Genomic DNA, 23,632 nt, shown 5'->3' with positions numbered 1-23,632 from the left:
TAAAATGCTCTATAATTGTATTCTCATAATCTCTTGATACGCCTCAATCACTTTATTTCGGACCTGTGCAGTCAACTGCAAACTTAATAAAGCTTGTTCAGCAGTGATCATGACTTCATCAACATTCGCTTGTCCAAGTAACAGTTTCTCACTCATGACACTTCCATTAATCTCTTGATTTGACACTTGTTGAATTGCATCTTCCAAGTATGCGCCGAAATTACTAAGTGATTCTATTGGAGTAGTAGAGTCTTCCCCTTTATTGCTTTGCATCTGCAGTGGTTTAACTACTTCAGTATTGAACATCATGTTTTGAATCATTCATTTCCCTCCTCTACATATCTAATAAGCCTTATTTACTACTTTCCAATCTCCAATGCTTTCATAATCATGGATTTGGATGCGTTAAGAGCTGTAATGTTAGCTTCATAAGAACGCGAGGCTGAGATCATATCGACCATTTCCTTAGTCATATCGACATTTGGCATCATAACATACCCTTCAGCATTAGCATCTTGATGCGTAGGGTTATATACAGGCTTTAATGGAGCACTATCTTCTTCAATAGACTTCACTCTAACACCAGAACCAATACCTTTTGAAGAGTTTCCGCTCATTTGAGATTGAAGCATTTTAGAAAAGTTCGTTTCATTCGGTGAAAACACAACCATTTTTCGTCGATAAGGGACTGTTTCCCCATTGACCACACTTGCTCTTGTTGTTCCTGCATTCGCAATATTAGATGAAATAATATCCATCCGCAATCTTTGTGCAGTTAACGCAGATGCACTTATTCCAAAGCTATTACTTAAGGTCATTGTCTATTAGCTCCCTTGCACTGCTGTACGCATCATTTTTATTTTATGATTAACTAGTGCTATGTAAGAATTGTAACGAAGTTGGTTATCTGCTAAAAGTGACATTTCCTGTTCTATATCGACATTATTCAAATTGTTATTCATTACCGTTGAAGAATCCAAAGTAACAACTGACGATGGCATTTCCGTTATAGGTCCAATGGCAAAATGGCGCAGGTCAGTCCTATTCCCTTTAAGAACGGGCATATCCCCATTCATTTCTTGTTGCAGTAGACTCTCAAACGAAACTACAGAACGCTTGAAATAGGGCGTCTCAGCGTTAGCTATATTATTAGAAATCACTTGTTGCCTTGTATTTGCTGCATCCAATCCACCTTGTAACTTTTGAAAAGTTGCACCATTTAACAGATTCAATTCTGTCCCCCCTCTTTCAAAATCTTTATTTTTTAATTTCCCTTTTATTTCCAGTTTTTTTTGATCATCAAGATAGTATTTCTACAAAGAAATATGAAATCCTCTTTTTTCGACAAAATTCCTTAAAATTCAATGGTTTATTACTACTTGTTGTTTGTTGGGTAATTTTGTCGCTAAGGCTAAGTTTCTTAAATTTCGAGTATTATTACAATAAGAAAAAAGCCCTATCTTTCTTTAAAAGAGGGACTATTATCTCATTTAACATTTATACATAAGTTTTGACATCAATATAGGCATATGTAAGGGGTTTCAAAATGTATTCTCGCTTATTCAGATTCTATTTCGCAACATTTTCATGACCTAATAACGCTTTACTGCCGTTATAATTAGAACCTTTGACCTATATACTATCGATATTAATAATGTTTTCACCATAGTATTAACGAATATATTTCCAACAATAGATATTTTGCAAAGTTACCTTTGATAAGATTGATGCTCACACTCTAATTCAACAAGGTTTAAAAATCTGCTTAAATGTAAAAATATACCATCATATACACTTGATCGGGGAGTCCATGTGGTAGATCGGAAGAAATACACTGCGGATAGAATATGTATCTAATCATGATAAAAAGGTACTAGCGTTCTATTACTTCCAGAATATACAATCCCAAATGAGTGTTACAACGTGCAAAGCTACGAATTCTCGAAATATCAGCGTACTAACGTTCTTTCAAAAAGACAATCTGCTTTTGAAATTAAAAAAAAAGAGCAAGACTCGTAAAAAAGAACGAGTCTTGCTCTTCGAAAACACACGCTAGCACTGGCTGAATTCAATCTTCGATGTCGAATAGGTCTTTTGATATACTCGGTAATCAAAAGATGACTTTTTGAACATCCCCTATAATATATACTGGCTCAAGTCACGATCTTGAGCTATATTAGCCAACTTCTCACGTACATATTCAGCGGTGATCGTCATGCTCTCTAGAGTTAGTTCAGGAGCCTCAAAGGATAGATCCTCCAATAACTTCTCTAGAATAGTATGAAGTCTTCTTGCACCAATATTCTCCGTATTCTGATTGACGGTTGCTGCCATCTCCGCAATAACACGAATAGCAGCTGGATCAAATTGAAGATCTATATCCTCTGTCTTTAGCAAATGAATATATTGCTTCGTCAGAGCATTCTCTGGTTCCGTTAGAATAGATACGAAATCTTCTAACGTCAAGCTATTCAATTCAACACGTATTGGAAAGCGACCTTGTAACTCTGGGATTAAATCTGAAGGTTTAGCCATGTGGAAGGCACCTGCCGCAATAAACAAAACAAAATCCGTTTTTACAGGACCATACTTTGTCATGATTGTAGATCCTTCTACTATCGGAAGAATATCTCGCTGGACACCTTCTCGAGATACATCTGGTCCACTTCCCTTACCTGTACTGGCCACTTTATCAATTTCATCAATAAATATAATCCCCGATTGCTCAGCACGTTGAATCGATTCTGATACCATATCATCCATGTCGATAAGTTTGGTTGCCTCTTCTTGAATAAGAACATCGCGCGCATCTTTAATCGGAAGTTTCCTCTTCTTTGTTTTCCGTGGAAGCAGATTACCAAACATTTCTTGCATATTCATACCCATCTGCTCATTACCTTGTCCAGCGAATAGATCCATCATAGGCGAATTAGCATCTTCGACATCAATTTCAATGTTATCGTTCTCCAGATTACCTGATAACAAATCAAACTTAACTTTTCTCCTGCGCTCAACAATGCTACTATCCTGTTCTTTCTCTTCCGGAGGAGTCTGTTGATTACTGTTATTCCCACCAAAAAGCATTTCAAACGGATTTCGCTGATTCTTAGTACCTGTAGTGCTGGATGGAACAATAATCTCTATAATACGTTCATTAGCCAATTCTACTGCTTGTTCATGGACTTTTTCCGTACGTTCCAACTTAACCATGCGAATCGATATTTCGACTAAATCCCGTACCATAGACTCGACGTCACGCCCAACGTATCCAACTTCTGTGAACTTCGTTGCTTCAATCTTCACAAAGGGAGCATTCACCAATTTTGCAAGTCGTCTAGCAATTTCTGTCTTACCCACACCCGTAGGACCTATCATCAGGATGTTCTTTGGGACAATCTCATCTCGTACATGTTCTGGAAGCTTATTACGTCTATATCGGTTACGAAGTGCTACAGCTACTGATTTCTTAGCTTGCTTTTGTCCAATAATGTATTTATCCAACTCTGCTACAATTTGTCTGGGCGTCAAAGATTGATTAATCATCATGGTTTCCTCCACCCTATAGTGTATTAACACTTACGACCTTACAATTCTTCCACCAAAATATTCCCATTGGTATACACACAAATTTCCGATGCAATTTGTAAAGCTTCTCTCGCAATATCCTTAGCTTCAAGTTGAGGTGAATGTCTTTTAAGGGCCCTACCTGCAGCTAGTGCAAAATTCCCACCCGATCCAATAGCAATCACATCATCATCTGGTTCAATGATTTCACCGCCACCAGAAATGAGTAACATCCCATCCTTGTTCAGAACAATCATAAGAGCTTCTAGTTTACGGAGAATTCGATCTTGACGCCAATCCTTAGCCAGTTCAACAGCCGCTCGTTGAAGATTCCCGTGATGTTCTTCAAGCTTACTTTCAAACTTTTCAAACAATGTAATTGCATCAGCTACTGAGCCAGCAAACCCTGCAATTACCTGACCACGATATAGTCGCCGAACTTTTTTAGCTGTCGTCTTCATAATGACACTCTCACCGAAGGTAACCTGGCCGTCACCGGCTATGGCTGCTTTACCATCATGTCGCACTGCGCAAATCGTTGTCGCGTGAAATGATAGATCCATCCTTTGACCTCCTAATTAACTACATTCGTCTCTGCCTTGAAAGTTCGAATACTCTCGAGAGCTCTTTCAGCTAAAGCCTCATTCTTCTCTTTCTTGTTACGGTACTTCTTCTCTAGGTTAGGCAAAAGTCCAAAATTAGCATTCATCGGTTGAAAATGATTAGGATCCGCAGTCGTAATATACTGTGACATACTACCTAGTGTACTCAATCGTGGGAATACTAGACATTCCTCACCAAGGGCCATTCTCGCGGCGTTAATGCCCGCTATAAGACCCGATGCAGCTGATTCAACATAACCCTCCACTCCTGTCATCTGACCGGCAAAGAAGAGATTCTCATTGTTCTTCAGTTGATAGGTAGGCTGAAGTAGTCTAGGTGAATTTATAAATGTATTACGATGCATGACACCGTAGCGAACAATTTCTAAGTTCTCAAGCCCAGGGATCATACCAAACACGCGCTTCTGCTCGCCCCATTTAAGGTGCGTCTGAAATCCAACCAAATTGTATAGGGTGCCTGCTGCATTATCCTGTCGCAGTTGAACAACCGCATATGGAAGACTGCCTGTGTGTGGATTCACCAATCCGACAGGCTTCATCGGGCCAAACAAAGCCGTTTGTCTACCGCGTGCCATCATCACTTCAATGGGCATACAACCATCAAAATATATTTCTTTCTCGAATTCTTTGAGTTCAGCAACTTCCGCCGTTACCAAAGCATCATAGAATGCATTGAACTCCTCTTCATTCATAGGACAATTTAAGTATGCCGCTTCTCCTTTATCATAACGAGAGGCCAAATATACTTTATCCATATTAATGGAATCTTTCTCTATGATCGGAGCAGCTGCATCATAGAAATAGAAATATTCCTCACCCATTAACTCTCGGATCTTAGTAGATAATGCAGGAGATGTGAGTGGACCTGTCGCAATAACAACAATCTCTGATTCAGGTATATGTGTAATTTCCTCATTAATAACTTCTATTAAAGGATGATTATGAAGGGTCCTCGTTATTTCACCTGAGAAACCATCACGATCTACAGCCAGTGCTCCGCCTGCGGGTACCGCATTTCTATCCGCTGAGCTCAAGATCAGTGAATTCAACATTCTCATTTCCTCTTTCAAGACACCTACAGCGTTACTCAAACCATTCGCCCGTAAAGAGTTACTACATACTAATTCAGCGAATTGATTCGTGTGATGGGCCGGCGTCTTTACCACAGGCCGCATTTCATACAACTTTACAGATACACCACGGCTAGCTATTTGCCAAGCGGCTTCACTGCCCGCAAGCCCTGCACCTATCACAGTTACTCTTTGTGCTTCTGTCAACTTCACTACCTCCTGCAATTGATCATTCTGTTATATCATCATCATCATCTTCAACCAATTCAACATGGTCACATGCTGTACATTGAAGCTTATCCCCTTGTTTATTACGTTTCACAATCATTAAGGACTCACAAGTAGGACACGGCTTCAATGATGGACGATCCCATGACACATAGTCACACTCTGGATATTTATCACACCCGAAGAAAATCCGTCCTTTCTTGCTGCGTCTTTCTACGACATGACCTTCCTTACATTTAGGGCAACTAACCCCAATATCCTTAATAATAGGTTTCGTATTTCGACAATCGGGAAACCCGGAGCAAGCTAGAAATTTACCAAATCTACCTATCTTATATACTAGAAACTTCCCGCACTTCTCGCAGATCTCATCAGAAACTTCATCTTCAATTTCAATCTCTTTCATTTCTTCTTCAGCTACGATGAGACGTTTCTCGAAAGACTCATAGAAATCAGCAAGTACTTTAACCCATTCTTTCGACCCTTCACCTACGTGATCTAGGTCATCCTCCATATGAGCGGTAAATTCTACATCCAGAATCTCAGGGAAAAATTGCTCCATTTGCTCGATAATGAGTTCACCGAGCTCAGTTGGCATAAATTTCTTTTCTTCCATCGCGATGTAACCACGCTTTTGAATCGTCTCCAACGTAGGCGCATATGTACTCGGACGCCCTATACCAAGCTCTTCAAGCGTCTTGACTAGACGAGCTTCCGTATATCGTGGTGGTGGTTGCGTGAAATGTTGTTTGGGTTCGACATCTTTCTTAGTTAACTTATCTCCAGGTTCAAGCGCTGGTAAGAACTTATCATCATCCGTTGTCCCATCGTCATTACCTTCTACGTACACCTTCATAAACCCAGGGAAGCGCACCTTGGAACCAACGGCTCGGAATGTCGCTTTACCTACAGTAATATCTACAGAAAGCGTATCCAGTATTGCGGATGCCATCTGGCTTGCAATAGCCCGCTCCCAGACTAGCTTGTAAAGTCGTAATTGATCACGACTTAAAAACGGCTTTACACTTTCTGGTTCTCTTAGAATAGATGTAGGACGAACAGCTTCGTGAGCATCTTGCGCATTAGCCGCTTTCTTAGAGAATTGACGTGGCGCTTCTGGTACAAAAGCTTCCCCATATTTATTCCCGATAAGTTCTTTAATTTCTTCAGCTGCGGAAGCAGCAATACGTGTTGAATCTGTACGCATATATGTGATAAGACCAACTGTACCCTCTTTGCCTAATTCAACGCCCTCATAGAGTTGCTGAGCTACTGACATTGTCTTCGCTGCGCGAAAATTAAGCTTTCTTGCTGCCTCTTGTTGCAATGAACTAGTCGTAAAGGGAGCGGACGGATGACGCTGACGCTCTTTCTCCTTAACCTCACTGACCTTATAAGAAGCACCCTTAATTTCTTTTAATACTTCCTCCACATCTGCCGCACAGGATAGATCCTTCTTCTCCCCATGGAGGCGATGGAATTTCGCTTCAAAAGTTGCGTCTCCCTTAGCCAACTGTGCAGTAATACTCCAGTATTCTTCAGGAACAAAGGCATCAATCTCATTCTCACGATCCATAATAATCTTAACTGCAACAGATTGAACACGTCCTGCAGATAAACCCTTTTTGACTTTCTTCCATAATAGGGGGCTTATTTTGTAACCTACTAATCGATCTAGAATTCTCCGAGCTTGTTGCGCATTGACGAGATCCATATTAATTTTACGCGGCGTTTTAAAAGCATCTTTAACAGCCTGCTTCGTAATCTCATTAAACACTACGCGGCAATCTCCTGTTAGATCAACATCAAGTGCCTGTGCCAAATGCCAAGCAATAGCTTCACCTTCGCGATCCGGATCGGCTGCAAGATAGACGTATTTCACTTTTTTTCTAGCATCTTTCAATTCCTTCAATATAGAACCTTTTCCACGAATCGTAATATATTTGGGATTAAAGTTATTCTCAACCTCAACGCCAATTTGGCTCTTAGGTAAATCTCTTACGTGACCCATGGATGCTTTCACAATATATTTGCTTCCTAAATATTTACCAATCGTCTTCGCCTTTGCCGGCGACTCTACGATGACTAGTGAATCTGCTGCCATTAGTTCATCCCCTTTCAAACAATCGAACCTTCAAATTCTCAAATAACCTCATTATATAATCTTATATATAGCACCAGGCAATTGGATAATCTGCTTTTTTATGATTAAAGATAACAGAACTGAATGCAAATGTCCAAAAACCCAGTGGCTTTGCAGTAATAATTCATCCACTGTAAATGGACCCTGCTCGAGTATATGGTATAGTTCAACCTCATCAGTTGTCAAATTCTCATTTATTAAACGAAGACTTTTCACTTCGCCAAGTCTCCTTAATTCCGTGTCATCGTTTCTTTCTTTGGACAGACGAGATTCATACTCCTCCAGTATATCTTTTCCACACGTGACCATCTTTGCACCTTGCTTTATCAAATTGAGAGTGCCCTTACTCTTAGGTGAAGTTACCGGTCCAGGAACAGCATAAACATCACGTCCTGCATCCATTGCAGCATCTGCAGTAATTAATGATCCACTTCGAGCATCCGCCTCAACAACTAACGTACCCACACTCAGACCAGCAATAATTCGATTACGCTGCGGAAATAGACCCGGATGCGACGGGGTGCCCAGAGGATATTCTGTCACAATTAATCCACGCTTAACAATTTGCTCAAATAATGACCGATTCTCCGCAGGATAAATAATGTCCATTCCCGTCCCCATGACTGCAATGGTTTGTCCACCACATTTCAATGCCGCTTCATGACATACAGTGTCTATTCCTTTAGCCATGCCACTTATAACCGTTATACCTGCAACGCACAGTTCTTCAGCTAAAACCGAACCTACCCTTCGTCCATAAGCTGTCGGAATACGCGTTCCCACCATAGATACAGCAAGCGTATGAAGTAACTTCTGTTCGCCGAGACAGTATAACACCCAAGGGGGTTGATGAGTTTCTTTTAATAAATAGGGATACTGCTCATCAAATATCGTTAAAACTTCAATTCCTCGTTCTACAAGCTGTACCCTACGTTGTTCAATCCGTTCTTTCGACAATTGTCTAGTAACGGTTTGGGCTTTATCTCGCGTTAATCCAGCTTTCTCCCAATCTAAGTTACTATAATCCAACATTTGAACCGAGAAATCACCATTTTTCAACAATCGTTCAATGCTCTTCCACCCAATACCATCCAATTCGTGTAACGCTATAAGCATCATTCTTTCTTCCTCAGTTCTCATAATTGCCTCCTCAAAAATAGGTTAGAATACTCTTTAACCGAATCACAAATGATTAGTACGCAAAAAAAGCAACCTTCTATTCCTCAAAAGGGAATAAAAGGTTGCTTACCTTGTGGAGCTATTATACATGAATCTATATTACTGTGTCATGCACTTATCTAGAATACCTTGTTCTTCTAAGACACTTACTAAAGTAGAGCCCATTTCTGATGGGGTAGGAGCAACCTTGATACCACATTCTTCAAGCTTAGAAATCTTCTCCGCAGCCGTCCCCTTACCACCAGAGATGATCGCACCTGCGTGTCCCATACGTTTGCCTGGAGGTGCAGTTACACCACCAATAAAGCCAACTACAGGTTTCGTCATATGCTCACGGATCCACTCTGCAGCTTCTTCTTCTGCCGATCCACCAATTTCACCAATCATGATGACAGCGTACGTATTAGGATCCTCATTAAATAGGTTCAAAATATCAATGAATTCAGATCCCTTCACGGGATCTCCACCGATTCCTACTGCAGAGGATTGACCAATACCACGAGTCGTAAGTTGATGAACCGCTTCATAAGTCAATGTTCCACTTCTTGAAACGACACCTACATGTCCTGGAAGATGAATATAACCTGGCATGATACCGATTTTGCATTCACCAGGTGTAATGACACCCGGACAGTTAGGTCCAATCAATACCGTCTTCTTACCTTCTAAATAGCGAGAGACTTTGACCATATCTAGCACTGGAATACCTTCTGTAATACAGATCACGAGTTCTAATTCCGCATCTATCGCTTCAAGGATCGAATCTGCTGCAAAAGCTGGGGGAACATAAATCACGCTTGCTGTCGCTCCCGTTGCTTGTTGCGCCTCAATCACGGTATTAAATACCGGTAAGCTAACAGTCTCTCCATTCTCCAATGTAATATCTACATTCGTACCACCCTTACCTGGAGTTACTCCACCCACCATTTGGGTACCATAATCCAACGCGCCTTTGGTATGGAATAGACCTGTTGCACCCGTAATACCTTGGGTAATAACTTTGGTATGTTTATCGACTAAAATGCTCACGATTACTTCACATCCCCTATCGATTTAAAAGTGGTTATTGTACGAGCGCGACAATCTTTTGTGCGCCATCTGCCATTGAATCTGCAGTAACGATATTAAGTCCCGACTCTGCTAAAATTTTCTTTCCAAGATCAACATTGGTTCCTTCTAATCGAACAACGAGTGGACGTGTTAAGCCAAGCTGTTTCGCAGCTTCGACGACACCATTAGCAATGACATCACAACGCATAATACCACCAAAAATATTAATAAATATCCCTTTAACTTTTTCATCGGATATAATAATTTTGAATGCTTCTGTTACCTTTTCTGTCGTTGCACCGCCCCCAACATCGAGGAAGTTAGCCGGGTCCCCACCATAATACTTAATGATATCCATCGTTGCCATGGCTAGACCAGCACCATTAACCATACAACCGATATTACCATCCAAAGCAATATAGCTAAGGTCGTATTTGGAGGCTTCGATTTCCTTCATATCTTCTTCATCTAAATCACGAAGTTCCTGAATGTCTTTATGGCGATATAATGCATTTGGATCGAAATTCAGCTTCGCGTCCAAAGCGATAATATCACCATCGCCTGTAACTACCAATGGGTTTATTTCAGCTGTGGAACAGTCCTTATCTACAAAGGCGCTGTATAACGCCGTCATAAATTTAGCGGTTTTATTCACTAGCTCATTTGGAATGTTAATAGCGTATGCTAATTTGCGGGCTTGGAACATTTGCAGCCCAATAGCAGGATCAATTAATTCTTTAAAAATCTTCTCAGGAGTGTTCGCAGCTACTTCTTCAATTTCAGTGCCGCCCTCCTCAGATGCCATCATGATAACTCGTCCTGTTGCACTATCTACAACAACACCGACGTAATATTCTTTGCGAATATCACAGCCTTCTTCAATTAGGAGTCGTTTAACCTCTTTACCAACTGGTCCTGTTTGATGAGTAACTAATACCTTCCCGAGAATTTCCTCTGCATAAGTACGTACTTCATCCAGGTTCTTGGCTACTTTAACACCGCCAGCTTTCCCTCGACCTCCAGCATGAATTTGTGCCTTAACAACCACTACTGGGCTACCCAAAGATATAGCAGCTTCTACAGCTTCTTCCACTGAGTAGGCCACTTTTCCATTTGGAACGGAAATGCCATACTGTTTCAACACTTGCTTTCCTTGATATTCATGGATATTCATTAACAAATCCTCCTATCAACATTGCTGAAAAAAGTCGAGACTCCCGAGTATAAATGATACGCTTTCTTCATTAAAAAGAGCGTATACATTTCTACAAGAAATATAAGATAAGTATTCTCTTACATGATTACTTCTTATATTTTATTGGTAATATTTATACACCAAACTCATTGTACCATGTTTTTAAAACGCTTTCCTTAATATAGCCATTTCCAATAGACACTCTTTTGATATCGGTTTAATCCCTTATTGCGAATGGTTAGAAAAATATAGGAGATTAGTCTTCAATATATGAGCTTAACTCCTTCTTAAGGCTCAAAACCAAAACTAGTGCTTGACAAAAGCTTGTGTAGGAAACCGCTGCGATGACGAATTGTCCTTACGATCGCTGTTGCACTCTGATTAGGAGATTAAGATCGCAAAATCAGAAGCAGACATTCGTCCTACCTACTTATTCAGATAAGTGTCATATTCCTGCGAAAGTGCAGGATTTTTACCATACGGTGGTTGGTGTTGGCTCTATAGAACGATAGTAAGGTGGTTCTTAGTTTACTTCACAACTGATCAAGATCAGTATAAGGTTTAGTTGAGTACAACCGTTATCGGATCTTATCGAAATAGTTAAGCGCTGATTTCAGTGTTCATCCCTTCTTAATATTGACAATAACTTCTATTCATTCTAAGATTAAAGTAACTATTCACTCAAGCAGAATTGGCTTTGCCGTCTCTGCCCAGATATAAGAAATAGAGTATCGAATGAAACTTATAATTTCATGTATTTATAAAAGGAAGCACCTTTTTTCTAATGCGGTATACAGTCTACAACGTATCCATTAATAGAAGAGAGGTGTTTTTGGGTTATGTACGGAAAAATGCATAGTGCTTGTTTATATGGAATTGATGGTGTGATCATTCAAGTTGAAGTTGATATCTCCAATGGACTACCGCAAACTGCCATTATTGGTCTTCCAGACTCAGCTATTCGAGAAGCTGTCGAGCGAGTTCGTGCGTCCATCAAGAACTGTGGATTCCGATTTCCTATGCAAAGAGTTACTATTAATCTAGCTCCAGCAGACCTGCGAAAAGAAGGCTCAGCATTCGATCTGGCCATTGCATTAACTATTCTAGTTACTAGTCGTCAGATTATTCTTCCTTCTGAACTCCGGTTACTTATGATTGGAGAGCTTGCATTGGACGGATCATTAAGACCTGTGTCCGGCGTTCTATCAATGGTAGATCGTGCGAGGCATGAAGGGTTTAATGCTGTTCTATTACCACTGGAGAATGCTGCTGAGGCAGCTTTGATTACAGATATCCAAATCTTTAGATTAGGACACTTAAATGAACTACTATATCCTAATGCCATTCAACCTAAGACTGGGAGGAAAGAAACCGATCCTCCTGTCATCCTTCATTCGTTGGACTTTCTTCTCTATTCTCCTCCCCTTGCGCCGATATCCTCAGATTCTGAGGGGGATACTGCCGGTCATGAAGATTATAGTGATGTGTTGGGTCAACAACATGTGAAACGAGCACTGACTATTGCAGCCGCTGGCATGCATAACATTCTGTTGATTGGTCCTCCTGGTACCGGCAAAACGATGTTGATCAAACGTTTACCTACGATTCTGCCTGCTTTAACAGAACAAGAAGCTCTTGAGACGACCAAAATTTTCAGTGCAGCCGGCAAGCTAAAAGAACCTTCAACAGGATTATTGAAACGGCGTCCCTTCCGCTCACCACACCATACTATTTCTGCAGGAGGACTCATTGGTGGGGGAACGATCCCAAAGCCAGGAGAAGTTAGTCTAGCTCACCGCGGGATATTATTTCTTGACGAGCTCCCTGAATTCTCCCGTAACGTCTTAGAAGTATTAAGGCAGCCTTTAGAAGACCGCGCTGTAACGATTAGTCGTGCAAGAGCTGTTCATACTTTTCCAGCACATTTCATGCTAGCAGCTTCGATGAATCCATGTCACTGCGGTTATCTTGGAAGTGATCACCCTGAGCAACGTTGTACATGTAGTAGTGCTCGTATTGCCCAATATCGCGCAAAAATATCAGGGCCTTTACTGGATAGGATCGACCTACAAGTCGATGTTCCCAGACCTAAAGAGTGGACCAAAGAAACCAAGAGCTTGTCTTCACAGAAAATGAAAGAGCAAGTGATGAAGGCTCATCGGATACAGTTACAGCGTTACAAGCATTTGCCCTTCTCTTGGAATAGTGAGCTATCTGGAAGATATCTTCGCAACTTTACTACTCTTTCCCCAGCAACGGCCACGATGCTACAAGAGACAATCGAGGCGCTTGGACTCAGCATGCGAGCCTATGACAGAATATTGAAATTAGCAAGAACCATTGCTGATCTTGAAGGTGATAGTACTATTGGAGCTTCTCACGTCGCAGAAGCGATTCAGTATCGAAATTTGGATAGGCAACAGAGTGATATGTTGTGAACTCAACTTACTAATAGCTTCTTTATTTAATAGGCTCCGTTAATGTTTAATATTGATATACAGACAAACAAAAAAACACCCAAGTAAAGGTGTTTTTTTGTTCCTTCTTCAACTAATTTTTCATTAGTTTAACTTCAAACTTTACTTATTTCTTAGAATAAAACTTTCACTTTTATGTTTCGCGATATCAAGAAAAGAATAGTAATAAGCCCTGTGCTTGAAATTTATATGTACTGATATGAGAGCTAAAATGCATCTGTGATATGTTCCAAGCTAGATACAGTCAAGTCAGCATTCAGGATTACCGCAACAACGTCAAAACGCATCATTATGGATGCGATATCTATCTGTTTATACAATAAATAAACTTCAGCCGTTTTGCGCACCTGATTCATCTTACGTACATTTACTGACTCAGCAGGTGTTCCATATCTTGGGCTTCCACTACGGCTTCGCACTTCAACAAAGACTAAGCATTCATCCGTACGGGCCACAATGTCTATCTCTCCACTGCGGCATCGCCAATTACGATCGATGATTTCATATCCATGCTGAGCTAAGTAAATGGCAGCATGCTCCTCCGCAACGACTCCCTTTTGTTTACGTGTATCCTTCTTACCACCCTCTATATCCATCAAGGAAGCCTTCTTTCCTTGGCTAGACTATCTGTACGATAAATATATGAGAGCACTTCAGCCACAAGCTGATAGAGTTCTGTAGGAATCTGTTGATCAAGATCCAATTGAGATAGAACTTCTACTAATGCTGCGTCTTCTTGGACAGGAACGCCATGTTCTTTGGCTCGCTCTAGAATAGTCTCTGCCAGTCTACCGCTCCCTTTAGCTACAACAACTGGAGCGTCAGAATCGCCTGGCATATATTTAAGCGCAACGGCCTTTTTCTTCGAGAGAGCAAGCTCCTCCTTAGACATTTCACTCATATCCGCATATCCACCCCTTTATATGATGGAGGTGTGTACTCAGACGTCACGCTACCTTGTTTGTTGTCCACGTCTGCGACGGTTGGTATAGGTAGTGGCTCTGTTTTGAGACTTAATAACTGATATCCGATGGAGTGTATCGCTTCGGATATTTCGTCACGTCGATCTTCAATAAGAGAAGTCATCCATTCATGGTCATTGTGAACTTTGAGGCTGACAATTTTGTCGACCACCTGTACATCTATAAGTGTCGTTCCGAGATGCTTCATATCTAAATCAAACCACAGATGGCAGTTCGATGCGTCTAGCTCACCTTTTTTACCACGACGAGATTGTATGTGCACAGAAGCCGTCTCTTCACCATCCTGTCCATTCAAGGGAATAAACATCGTTACTTGTGCAAAAGGGGCCGTGCGATCTGTATTCAATAATAACTGTTGCCCTGTCATATGCTGGACTAGCTGTTGAGCAACCTCTTTCAATGCTGGCGGAAGATCACTTATATCCAACATTTGAAGTAGAATACCTTTTAAAGAGTCATGATTCATGCCTAACGCTTCCGGGCTCGCGATATTCCCGACCAATGCGGGTGAGGACATCGCCGAACGGAGCATTCCTTCCGGTCCATTTATTGTTGCTTGCGGCTGCGCTACAGCCGGAATATTAGTTGCTTGCGCTGCCTGAGCCTGCGCTGCAGTTGGAGGATTAGCTGTTTGCGCTGCAGCACTAGACTGAGCTGGCGCGCCACCGTTTGCAGCTGAAGGCTGCTGTAGCACCGGCAACGCGGTGGCTGCGCTACTTTGCTGCGCGTTCCCCGCCGCAGCTTGCGCCTGCGCTGCTTGCGGCGTGGCACCGCCGCGCACGGCATGCTGCTCATGCTCCGCACCGAGCAGCTTCAACATCTGCCCCACCCACGGTGCTTCGCCGTGGGTGGGGGCAGGGCGTAGCGAAGCCCCTGCGGGCACTTCGCCCAAAGATGCCGCCACTTGCGTTGCTGGCGGCACTACAACTACTCCTGCGCTCCCTACGGGTGCAGCAGCAGTTGCACTTGCACTTGCCGGCGGCGTTGCACCGCCGGCTTGTGGGGGCACCGGCTGCGACGCTAAGCCGGTGGGATTCCCGCCACTTGGCGTAGGCGTGGCGGGTTGCCCTGTTGCCGTCGCGCTCTGCGACGGCGGGTTCACAGGCAGCTGCGTGCCGCGCAGCTGCTGTAGCACGTCCTGCAACTTCGCCAGAAGCGGCTGCAGGGATGAAGCAACTGTGGCGACGATAGGAGCCGTAGTTGCTCCCAGCGTTACAGCTCCTTTACCACCATTTTCAACCGTTATTCCTGTCGTCGTTTGCGCTCCTGCAGAACCTTGCGCCAATTGGGATCCCACTATCGCCCCAGTCTTCCCAGAGGTATCTTGACCAGCTTGTATCGCTGTCGTTCCTGATCCGCCAGTTAAGTCTTGTCCCCCTTGTAATCCTGCCGCTATTTGCGATCCTGTCATACCTTTCGCAGGTACTGCCCCCCCTGCATTCATAGCTAAGAGGCTGAGCTGTTCAGTAAGACCAGACAACAACTGATGTAGTGGCGGTCCAAAAACAGCTTGTTGTAAGCCTCTCACACTCTCAGCTGTCATAGGTAGACCACGTTGAAAGGCAATTGCAGCCGACTGAAGCCATTGCTCCGCCGGGACACCTACTGGCTTATCCATAAGAACAGCCTTAAACAAGGCTGCATTCTCTTTCGTCAAAGGCACACCACTCGCCTGAAGTGTTTGAATCATTTCACGATTAGCTTTGGTATCCGCTAAACCAACCGATTTCAATACATCTCCCACAGAATTTGGTGAGATAGATGTATAGGGAGATTCAGTAAGTGGTTTTAGAACCATCAAACCTCCCTCTTCAGGTGCTTGTACTTGCAATAAGGTCGCTTGTCCCTGCTGTAACGGTGTTTCGAGCTTTGCATGCACCTTAACACCCTGTATTTGGATTTCAGCTTCCTTCCCATCGTCAGAGACACTAAGAACTACACCACGAACAACCTGTCCTGTCTTTACATCTAATTGTTTGATATCCCCTGCTTTTTGTTCACCAAGCAGTCCGCGGATTAATGATCCGATATTCACATGGGTTCCTCCGTTTTCAAATCGCTCTTTCTATCTATATCGGTGCCAATCCCGCTTACCTTAACATTTTCTGTTCAGAGGTTATTCAAAAAGTCATCTTTTGATTACGAAGGATACCAAGAAGATTATTCGACATCGAATATTGAATTCAGCCTGTCCTAGCATATGCTTTCGAGGTATGTTTCCTTCGGAAACATTTCAGGTGCTCACGTAGGTACTGCAAGCGTAGGCTTCCGAAGTCGTTTTCTACGAAAACGTGTAGCTCCGCTCCTCACTCCCTACCTTCATCCAATCTTCTGAAGCGTTTTAAAAAAACGCAGCATCGTAAGCATATACTTTAGTACTGAAAACCTGACTTTTTGAACTCCAACTGTTCAGAATAACATTTGCTGCTCTACTTCAATATTTCTCAAGAAGCTCCGTCGATGCATCGATGTAGCACCCAATTCTGTAATTTGTCCTCTGTGTAACTTCGTTGCATATCCCTTATGAATCGCTATTCCATATTCAGGATACTTGTCATCCCATGCTCCTTCACAGAGACGGTCGCGTGTCACCTTCGCTATAATCGATGCCGCGGCGATAGATAGACTATTGGCATCACCTTTAACAATAGCAAGTTGAGGAATTTCTGAATCTACCTTTTCTGCGTCCACAAGTAGAAAATCAGGCTGCAATGACAATCCTTCCAACGCCCTTTTCATAGCAAGGCGTGAAGCCTGTTTTATATTAATGTTATCAATAGTTATAGCATCCACATATCCCACACTAACAGCCAAAGCCTTCTCCATAATGATATCATATAGAACGTCACGCTTCTTAGCGCTTAATTTCTTAGAATCATTCACACCATCCATTTGAAGCCCTTGAGGAAGGATGACCGCCGCTGCGACCACATCTCCAAATAGACAACCTCGCCCAACTTCATCTATCCCTGCAATATGTTGATAGGATTGCTCCCAGTAGCATGTCTCATATTTAAGCATATCTATGCTATTTCCCTCTTCGTTACTTATCTTATTCACAGTATTCCTCCATCTATAGGTATATATCACGATCTTATTAGACAAGCTATCAATCTAGCTTACCATGTCTATTTATAACTTCACATCATTAATATCAATACGACCGCTACCCCCACTGCCTTTCCACTTCTGTCTTCATATTTCGATGGATTTCATAGGGAGTTTGAGATCGCAAATGGGTGTGTCTTATCGCCTTATACAACAAAAAGCCACCAAGAGATCGGTAGCTTCAAACTTCTTACTTCCTATTTTAATAAGGTGCTTCCATCGAGATTCGCCCTAATTTACCAGCACGAAGTTCTCGAAGTATAATTCGGCAGGATTTCTCTAGATCGACCCGTCCGCCACTGACAATACAGCCACGTTTACGGCCGATTTCTTCCATGATCGCGACAATTTCATCAGGACCATCGAAATCTGTTGGCTGCACACTTTCTAGCTCAAAGCGCTCTTTAAAAGGAGCCCAATAGTATTTAGTAATATATTTCAGACCAAAAAATGCAACATCCTCAACATTGAGAGTTTCCTCTTTAATGGCTCCAGTAACTGCTAGACGATAACCCACATTCATATCTTCAAACTTAGGCCATAGAATCCCTGGTGTGTCCAATAATTCCATCTCGTTGCCTACTTTAATCCATTGTTGGCCTTTCGTTACCCCAGGACGATCGCCCGTTAATGCGATACTTCGTCCAGCAAGACGATTGATCAATGTCGACTTCCCAACATTCGGAATCCCCACAATCAACGCACGAATCGCTCGCGGATTAATTCCTTTGGAGATCTGCTTATCAATTTTGGCCTTCAACAATATTTTGAGCTGTGTAGGAATTTCTTTTATCCCCGTACCTGTGGATGCATCGACTGGAAAAGCCACATGCCCCTGTTTTTTAAAGAAGTCTAACCACTCTCTTGTTACTTCAGCATCTGCTAAATCCGCTTTATTCAAAATAATGAGTCTCGGTTTTCCCTGAAGAATCTCATCAATCATAGGATTGCGACTAGAGAGCGGAAGACGTGCATCTACCAACTCAATAACGGCATCTATCAACTTTAGTTTGTCTTGAATTTGGCGGCGAGCTCTGGTCATATGACCTGGGAACCACTGAATCGACACCGTCATCACCTCATCTTCTTTACTACAACTATTCCATCAATTTCATGGGTTTAATGGTTGATCCATTCTATATCTTTCACTGGCCAAAAGATTAGATCTGCACGACCTATAATGTCACCAAGTGGAACATAGCCAATCATCCGACTATCCGTACTGTCCGAACGATTATCTCCCATGACAAATATATGGCCTTCAGGCACTTTACCATCTGAAAAGTTAGCGTTCGGGAAATCTTTATTATTATAATTCAGGTTCTGTTCATGTCTACTATCAATTTCAGCTTGTATGTAAGGTTCGTCAATAGGTTCCCCATTAACATAAACGGTATCCCCTTCCACCTTAACTGTATCTCCAGCAACAGCAATAACTCGCTTAATAAAGTCTCTTCCTTCAGAAGGAACATGAAAAACAATGACCTCGCTCTTCTTCGGTGCGCGAATATCATACAGAATCTCATTTACAATTAAACGTTCCCCAGTGTGGAAATTAGGCTTCATCGAAGGTCCATCTACAATAAATGGTTTGAAAAGAAGCCAGCGAATAAGAAACACGAGAATCACAGCAATAACAATAGCCTTAAGCCACTCCATTACTTCTTTATTGCCTTGTTTCGATGATTTATCACCACGCTTATTAAATTCAGTTGAATCCTGCTGAATTTCCAAGTCCTGCTGCATCATCCACCGACCCTCTCTTGTACCTAATTTGATGAAATACAATTGGGTTGAGGAAATTTCGTTGTATTTCCGAAAAAGAAAAGCTCCTTAGCGGAGCTTTAAAGCCTGACAAGTAGTAACCTTAGTACCATTCTTTTACTTTCTAACATTGTAAATGTAGGCATCCATCATCCGTATGCCCTATTTATCCTAAAACGAAAGGGACTTGAAATCAAGCCCCTTAACGTTGTCCGTTTATTAACGGCGCTTTTCTTTAATTCTTGCAGCTTTACCGCGTAGTTCACGAAGATAAAAGAGTTTAGCACGACGAACTTTACCACGACGAGCCACTTCAATTTTCTCGAGTTTAGGCGAGTTAAGTGGGAATGTTCTTTCCACACCAACACCGTAAGAAATTTTACGTACTGTAAAAGTTTCTCCGATTCCACCACCACGACGTTGAATTACAACGCCTTCGAACAATTGGACACGCTCACGTGCTCCCTCGATAACTTTTACATGTACTTTCAAAGTATCTCCAGGGCGAAAGTTTGGCAAATCTGTGCGAAGTTGTTCTTGAGTAATTTCTTGTAGGATATTCATTTTAGAATTCCCTCCTTCCATACAGGTGTTCTTGCTTCTTCTGGAGAATTATTATTCTCCTTCATTATTGACAGAGGACCACCGTAGTCATACACAACAGCACTTATTATAGCATAGGTTTCTATCACCTTGCAAGATTTTTTGCATTCCTTTTAAGAGGCAGTTTAAATAGCTAGCTTTTGAACTTGCAGTTTTATACCTGTTTTAGAAATTCAACAATCGTTAGAAGTCCCTTATCAAAGTTATCCAAATTAAAATGTTCATTTGGTGCATGAAGATTCTCATCTGGAAGCCCAAAGCCCATCAATACAACCGGAACGGATAATAACCGTCCAAAAGTTTCGACGATCGGGATAGAGCCCCCGTCCTTAGTGAACACTGGGCGAACCCCATAGACATCATTAAATGCATCTGCTGCCTTCTGCAACATCGGTGTCGATGGATCAATCGTGAACGGATTTCCCTTTTCACGTTGAATAACCGTAACCTTAGCGCCCACGGGAACATGGGCATGAATATGACGTTCAATTTTGTCTAGAATATCTTGTGGATTCTGATATCCTACAAGACGACATGTAATCTTAGCATGAGCTTCTTTCGGAATAACGGTCTTCGATCCTTCCCCTTGGAAGCCACCATAGACCCCGTTAAGCTCCAATGTTGGACGAGCTCCTGTTCTTTCTACAAAGGAGTAGCCTTCCTCTCCATAGAGCGCTTCAAGTCCAAGACTATGTTGTAATTTATTCTCGTCAATATCTTGTTTCACAAATTCAGCTTTCATTGCAGGTGTGAGCGCAGGTACATCCTCATAGAATCCTTCTACATTTACACGACCTTGATCATCATGAAGTGTAGACAGTAGAGAAACGATCGCATGTAGTGCATTTGGTACCCCTCCGCCAAAGGAGCCGGAATGTAGATCCGTATTTGCTGTCGTAACTTGAACATCTAATGAGCATAATCCACGTAGCCCTACACAAATCGCCGGTTTACCTTTTTCAAGAAGCGACGTATCTGAGATTAGCACGACATCTGCTGCCAATTCCTCGCGATGTAATTCTAGAAAAGAAGGTAAATTCGGACTAGACACTTCTTCCTCACCTTCGATACAGAACTTAATATTAACGGGAAGACCCTTTTCTTGTTTAAGCATCGCTTCAACGGCCTTAATATGTAGGAAAACCTGACCTTTATCATCCGTTGCTCCACGAGCATAAATCTTATCTTCTCGGATCGTCGGTTCAAACGGAGGTGTCTCCCACAAATGAAGTGGATCAACAGGTTGTACATCATAATGCCCATATACGAGCACTGTTGGTCTACCTGGCGCATGTAAATGATCGGCATATACAATGGGATGACCTTTCGTTTGGTGAATCTTCACATTCTCAAGACCAGCTTGGGATAGCGAATCTGCGAGCCAATCGGCTGCGCGCAATACATCTGGTTTATGTTCAGATAAGGCAGATATACTCGGAATGGATAACCATTCTTTTAATTCAGTTAAATGTTGCTCTTTCAGGTTTTCAAAGTAGATTTTATAATCCATTTTGTTCCTCCCCTTTCATTCTGTATATCCATATAGTATGTGTTCAAAAAGTCGACTTTTCAGCACCGAGAAGATTGGATGAAGCAAGGGAGTGAGGAGCGGAGCGTAGGCAATACCTACGTGAGCACCGGAAGGACTGGCTGAATTCAATCTTCGATGTCGAGTAGCCCTCTTGATATGCTTCGTGATCAAAAGATGACTTTTTGAACAACCTCTATTAGAGGTTATTCTGAAGCTCCTGAATATATTTCATATCCTGATCCGTGAGTGCCAGCTTGTCTAGAAGATCAGGTCGTCTTGTGAAGGTACGTTTCAATGCTTGTTGTCTGCGCCAAACCTCTATATTAGCATGATGCCCACTCAGCAACATTTCAGGCACTTTCCAACCACGAAATTCTGCAGGTCGTGTATAATGCGGATACTCAAGTAGCCCTGTGCTGAATGAGTCTGTCACTGCTGACATCTCATTTCCTAGTACACCTGGCAATAACCTTACAACAGCATCGATGACAGTCATAGCTGGTATTTCTCCACCAGTTAGTACGTAGTCTCCTACGGACAGCTCATCTGTGACCAGATGTTCACGAATTCGTTCATCATATCCTTCATAATGTCCGCATATAAAGATGAGGTGCTCCTCTTGAGATAACTCTTCTGCTTTCTTTTGGGTGAACGTTTCTCCTTGCGGGCACATCAAGATCACGCGTGGAGGGTTAGTAATAGAAGTCAACACATGCTCCACCGCAGCAAAAATAGGTTCAGGCTTAAGCACCATCCCCCCACCTCCACCATAAGGCGTATCATCGACGGTATGATGTTTATTAAAAGCGAAGTCTCTGAAATTAATCGCGTTTAAAGACACAATCCCTTTCGCGTTCGCTTTCCCTAAGATACTGCTCTCAAACACGCCCTTGAACATCTCAGGAAATAGGGTAAGCACATCTACCTTCATATTTATAACAATCCTTCCATGAGGTGAATCTTAACCTTCTTGCTATTCACATCCACATCTAATACGACGTCATCAATGACTGGAATTAAAATATCTGCGCCCGAGGTAGGTTTAACTACCCACACATCATTCGCGCCTGGCTTAATAATTTCAGTAATAACGCCTAGTGGCTTATCTTCATTCTCATCCGTAAATACACTACATCCAATAATATCGTGATAGTAATACTCGTTATCCGGCAATTCAATAAGATCATCCTGAGATACTTTGAGCATACTTCCCTTGTATTTCTCTACTTCATTGATATTCGTAAATCCTTCTATTTTCAAAATATACGTATTCTTATGGAAGCGTGTAGATATTATTGTAATCCAGAACGATGGCGTGCCGTCTCCTGGAATCAAAAATAAACGTTTCCCTGAGGCGAAACGCTCTTCCGGAAAATCTGTAATCGCTAATACTTTAATCTCACCTTTAATACCATGTGTGTTCACCAATTTACCAACTGTTAATAATTGTTCAGACATATTCTCCTCCTACAAACAAAGCGCTCTTAGCGCAGAATACGACACCATCTGTCACTCTTATGTCTTTTAGCATGTACGAAAAAGAGTTAGGACATGCATCCTAACCCCCTTTTGTAAATCTTTAAGAAATGATATCCACGGTTACACGTTTGTCCATTTTGACTGCTGCAGATGTGACAACCGTGCGTAACGCTTTAGCTATCCTACCCTGTTTGCCGATTACCTTGCCCACATCTTCTGGATGAACAGACAATTCATAGACAACAAGATGATCCTTCTCTACCGTCTTCACGGTCACATCTTCCGGATGATCCACCAAAGCCTTAGCAATAACACCAACTAATTCTTCCATAGATACTCCTCACCATCAGTCATTATTTCTGTAACTTAAGTTCATGGAACTTCTTCATTACGCCTGCTTTACTAAGCAAGTTACGAACTGTATCAGATGCTTGTGCACCTTTTTGAAGCCATGCCAAAGCTTTATCTTCATCAATCTTAACTACTGCCGGTTCTTCAATCGGATTGTAGTAACCAATTTCTTCGATAAAACGACCATCACGCGGGGAACGGGAATCCGAAACCACGATACGGTAGAATGGCGCTTTATGGGCACCAATGCGTTTAAGACGAATACGTACTGCCACAAAATTCAC

General features: G+C 42.1%; 23 protein-coding genes. 1 reads left to right on the top strand and 22 read right to left on the bottom strand.

What is annotated here, in order from left to right:
- Window positions 1-9: 9 nt before the first annotated feature.
- From fliE to sucC, 10 genes are all read right to left on the bottom strand, one after another.
- Window positions 10-321, bottom strand: a complete 312-nt coding sequence (gene fliE / locus ACP8HI_RS05555) for a flagellar hook-basal body complex protein FliE (protein ID WP_438350131.1) — start codon at window positions 319-321, stop codon at window positions 10-12.
- A 38-nt stretch (window positions 322-359) separates the two neighbouring features.
- Complete coding sequence (flgC, locus tag ACP8HI_RS05550; protein ID WP_438350130.1) at window positions 360-818, bottom strand: flagellar basal body rod protein FlgC; 459 nt, start codon at window positions 816-818, stop codon at window positions 360-362.
- 6 nt (window positions 819-824) lie between these two features.
- Window positions 825-1,232 (bottom strand): flagellar basal body rod protein FlgB, encoded by a 408-nt coding sequence (flgB, locus tag ACP8HI_RS05545; RefSeq protein WP_438350129.1) that lies wholly within the window; start codon window positions 1,230-1,232, stop codon window positions 825-827.
- A gap of 904 nt (window positions 1,233-2,136) precedes the next feature.
- Entirely contained in the window at window positions 2,137-3,543 is a 1,407-nt protein-coding gene (gene hslU / locus ACP8HI_RS05540; protein ID WP_438351716.1) for an ATP-dependent protease ATPase subunit HslU, read from the bottom strand.
- A gap of 41 nt (window positions 3,544-3,584) precedes the next feature.
- The gene (hslV, locus tag ACP8HI_RS05535; RefSeq protein ID WP_438350128.1) at window positions 3,585-4,127 is read right to left on the bottom strand and encodes an ATP-dependent protease subunit HslV; all 543 of its coding nucleotides are present in this window, start codon (window positions 4,125-4,127) and stop codon (window positions 3,585-3,587) included.
- A gap of 11 nt (window positions 4,128-4,138) precedes the next feature.
- Complete coding sequence (trmFO, locus tag ACP8HI_RS05530) at window positions 4,139-5,464, bottom strand: FADH(2)-oxidizing methylenetetrahydrofolate--tRNA-(uracil(54)-C(5))-methyltransferase TrmFO (RefSeq protein ID WP_438350127.1); 1,326 nt, start codon at window positions 5,462-5,464, stop codon at window positions 4,139-4,141.
- Window positions 5,465-5,486: 22 nt separating this feature from the next.
- Entirely contained in the window at window positions 5,487-7,589 is a 2,103-nt protein-coding gene (gene topA, locus ACP8HI_RS05525; RefSeq protein ID WP_438350126.1) for a type I DNA topoisomerase, read from the bottom strand.
- Between the two features lie 51 nt (window positions 7,590-7,640).
- Window positions 7,641-8,768 (bottom strand): DNA-processing protein DprA, encoded by a 1,128-nt coding sequence (gene dprA, locus ACP8HI_RS05520; RefSeq protein ID WP_438350125.1) that lies wholly within the window; start codon window positions 8,766-8,768, stop codon window positions 7,641-7,643.
- Window positions 8,769-8,906: 138 nt separating this feature from the next.
- Entirely contained in the window at window positions 8,907-9,836 is a 930-nt protein-coding gene (sucD, locus tag ACP8HI_RS05515) for a succinate--CoA ligase subunit alpha (RefSeq protein ID WP_438350124.1), read from the bottom strand.
- A 34-nt stretch (window positions 9,837-9,870) separates the two neighbouring features.
- A complete protein-coding gene (gene sucC, locus ACP8HI_RS05510) occupies window positions 9,871-11,031 on the bottom strand; it encodes an ADP-forming succinate--CoA ligase subunit beta (protein ID WP_438350123.1) in 1,161 nt (386 codons plus the stop codon).
- 860 nt (window positions 11,032-11,891) lie between these two features.
- Between sucC and ACP8HI_RS05505 the strand changes: the two genes are divergently transcribed.
- A complete protein-coding gene (locus ACP8HI_RS05505; RefSeq protein WP_438350122.1) occupies window positions 11,892-13,490 on the top strand; it encodes a YifB family Mg chelatase-like AAA ATPase in 1,599 nt (532 codons plus the stop codon).
- Window positions 13,491-13,735: 245 nt separating this feature from the next.
- On the opposite strand, the gene ACP8HI_RS05500 is transcribed toward ACP8HI_RS05505, so the two are convergent.
- From ACP8HI_RS05500 to rpsP, 12 genes are all read right to left on the bottom strand, one after another.
- Window positions 13,736-14,125, bottom strand: a complete 390-nt coding sequence (locus tag ACP8HI_RS05500; protein ID WP_438350121.1) for a YraN family protein — start codon at window positions 14,123-14,125, stop codon at window positions 13,736-13,738.
- Window positions 14,125-14,430, bottom strand: a complete 306-nt coding sequence (locus ACP8HI_RS05495; protein WP_438350120.1) for an EscU/YscU/HrcU family type III secretion system export apparatus switch protein — start codon at window positions 14,428-14,430, stop codon at window positions 14,125-14,127. Before ACP8HI_RS05495 ends, ACP8HI_RS05500 begins: the two co-directional genes overlap by 1 nt.
- Entirely contained in the window at window positions 14,427-16,547 is a 2,121-nt protein-coding gene (locus ACP8HI_RS05490) for a hypothetical protein (RefSeq protein WP_438350119.1), read from the bottom strand. The genes ACP8HI_RS05495 and ACP8HI_RS05490 overlap by 4 nt, the downstream gene beginning before the upstream one ends.
- A 374-nt stretch (window positions 16,548-16,921) precedes the next feature.
- Complete coding sequence (locus ACP8HI_RS05485; protein WP_438351715.1) at window positions 16,922-17,599, bottom strand: ribonuclease HII; 678 nt, start codon at window positions 17,597-17,599, stop codon at window positions 16,922-16,924.
- Window positions 17,600-17,822: 223 nt separating this feature from the next.
- Window positions 17,823-18,689 carry a ribosome biogenesis GTPase YlqF gene (gene ylqF / locus ACP8HI_RS05480; protein WP_438350118.1) on the bottom strand — a complete coding sequence of 289 codons (867 nt, stop codon included), beginning with the start codon at window positions 18,687-18,689 and terminating at the stop codon, window positions 17,823-17,825.
- 50 nt (window positions 18,690-18,739) lie between these two features.
- A complete protein-coding gene (lepB, locus tag ACP8HI_RS05475) occupies window positions 18,740-19,279 on the bottom strand; it encodes a signal peptidase I (RefSeq protein WP_438351714.1) in 540 nt (179 codons plus the stop codon).
- Between the two features lie 324 nt (window positions 19,280-19,603).
- Window positions 19,604-19,948 carry a 50S ribosomal protein L19 gene (gene rplS, locus ACP8HI_RS05470; protein WP_438350117.1) on the bottom strand — a complete coding sequence of 115 codons (345 nt, stop codon included), beginning with the start codon at window positions 19,946-19,948 and terminating at the stop codon, window positions 19,604-19,606.
- A gap of 193 nt (window positions 19,949-20,141) precedes the next feature.
- Entirely contained in the window at window positions 20,142-21,497 is a 1,356-nt protein-coding gene (locus tag ACP8HI_RS05465; RefSeq protein WP_438350116.1) for a dipeptidase, read from the bottom strand.
- A gap of 217 nt (window positions 21,498-21,714) precedes the next feature.
- Window positions 21,715-22,449, bottom strand: coding sequence for a tRNA (guanosine(37)-N1)-methyltransferase TrmD (trmD, locus tag ACP8HI_RS05460; RefSeq protein ID WP_438350115.1), 735 nt, complete (start codon window positions 22,447-22,449; stop codon window positions 21,715-21,717).
- A gap of 2 nt (window positions 22,450-22,451) precedes the next feature.
- Complete coding sequence (gene rimM / locus ACP8HI_RS05455; RefSeq protein ID WP_438350114.1) at window positions 22,452-22,976, bottom strand: ribosome maturation factor RimM; 525 nt, start codon at window positions 22,974-22,976, stop codon at window positions 22,452-22,454.
- Window positions 22,977-23,097: 121 nt separating this feature from the next.
- Window positions 23,098-23,328: a KH domain-containing protein gene (locus ACP8HI_RS05450; RefSeq protein WP_438350113.1), complete on the bottom strand. Its 231-nt coding sequence runs from the start codon at window positions 23,326-23,328 to the stop codon at window positions 23,098-23,100.
- A 22-nt stretch (window positions 23,329-23,350) separates the two neighbouring features.
- On the bottom strand, window positions 23,351-23,623 hold the full coding sequence (gene rpsP, locus ACP8HI_RS05445; protein ID WP_438350112.1) for a 30S ribosomal protein S16: 273 nt from the start codon (window positions 23,621-23,623) through the stop codon (window positions 23,351-23,353).
- Window positions 23,624-23,632 lie beyond the last annotated feature (9 nt).

Origin of the sequence: Paenibacillus sp. FA6, assembly GCF_051550225.1 — a bacterium.
GTDB lineage: Bacteria > Bacillota > Bacilli > Paenibacillales > Paenibacillaceae > Paenibacillus_AQ.
This window is presented reverse-complemented; position numbering and strand designations above follow the sequence as displayed.

Coding starts and splice junctions, on each gene's coding strand:
- ACP8HI_RS05500 (WP_438350121.1), bottom strand. CDS start 14,125: ATGGATATAGAGGGTGGTAAGAAGGATACACGTAAACAAAAGGGAGTC.
- hslV (WP_438350128.1), bottom strand. CDS start 4,127: ATGGATCTATCATTTCACGCGACAACGATTTGCGCAGTGCGACATGAT.
- topA (WP_438350126.1), bottom strand. CDS start 7,589: ATGGCAGCAGATTCACTAGTCATCGTAGAGTCGCCGGCAAAGGCGAAG.
- ACP8HI_RS05495 (WP_438350120.1), bottom strand. CDS start 14,430: ATGAGTGAAATGTCTAAGGAGGAGCTTGCTCTCTCGAAGAAAAAGGCC.
- rplS (WP_438350117.1), bottom strand. CDS start 19,948: ATGAATATCCTACAAGAAATTACTCAAGAACAACTTCGCACAGATTTG.
- rimM (WP_438350114.1), bottom strand. CDS start 22,976: ATGTCTGAACAATTATTAACAGTTGGTAAATTGGTGAACACACATGGT.
- lepB (WP_438351714.1), bottom strand. CDS start 19,279: ATGGAGTGGCTTAAGGCTATTGTTATTGCTGTGATTCTCGTGTTTCTT.
- flgC (WP_438350130.1), bottom strand. CDS start 818: ATGACCTTAAGTAATAGCTTTGGAATAAGTGCATCTGCGTTAACTGCA.
- ACP8HI_RS05450 (WP_438350113.1), bottom strand. CDS start 23,328: ATGGAAGAATTAGTTGGTGTTATTGCTAAGGCTTTGGTGGATCATCCG.
- dprA (WP_438350125.1), bottom strand. CDS start 8,768: ATGAGAACTGAGGAAGAAAGAATGATGCTTATAGCGTTACACGAATTG.
- hslU (WP_438351716.1), bottom strand. CDS start 3,543: ATGATTAATCAATCTTTGACGCCCAGACAAATTGTAGCAGAGTTGGAT.
- sucC (WP_438350123.1), bottom strand. CDS start 11,031: ATGAATATCCATGAATATCAAGGAAAGCAAGTGTTGAAACAGTATGGC.
- ACP8HI_RS05505 (WP_438350122.1), top strand. CDS start 11,892: ATGTACGGAAAAATGCATAGTGCTTGTTTATATGGAATTGATGGTGTG.
- fliE (WP_438350131.1), bottom strand. CDS start 321: ATGATTCAAAACATGATGTTCAATACTGAAGTAGTTAAACCACTGCAG.
- trmD (WP_438350115.1), bottom strand. CDS start 22,449: ATGAAGGTAGATGTGCTTACCCTATTTCCTGAGATGTTCAAGGGCGTG.
- ACP8HI_RS05465 (WP_438350116.1), bottom strand. CDS start 21,497: ATGGATTATAAAATCTACTTTGAAAACCTGAAAGAGCAACATTTAACT.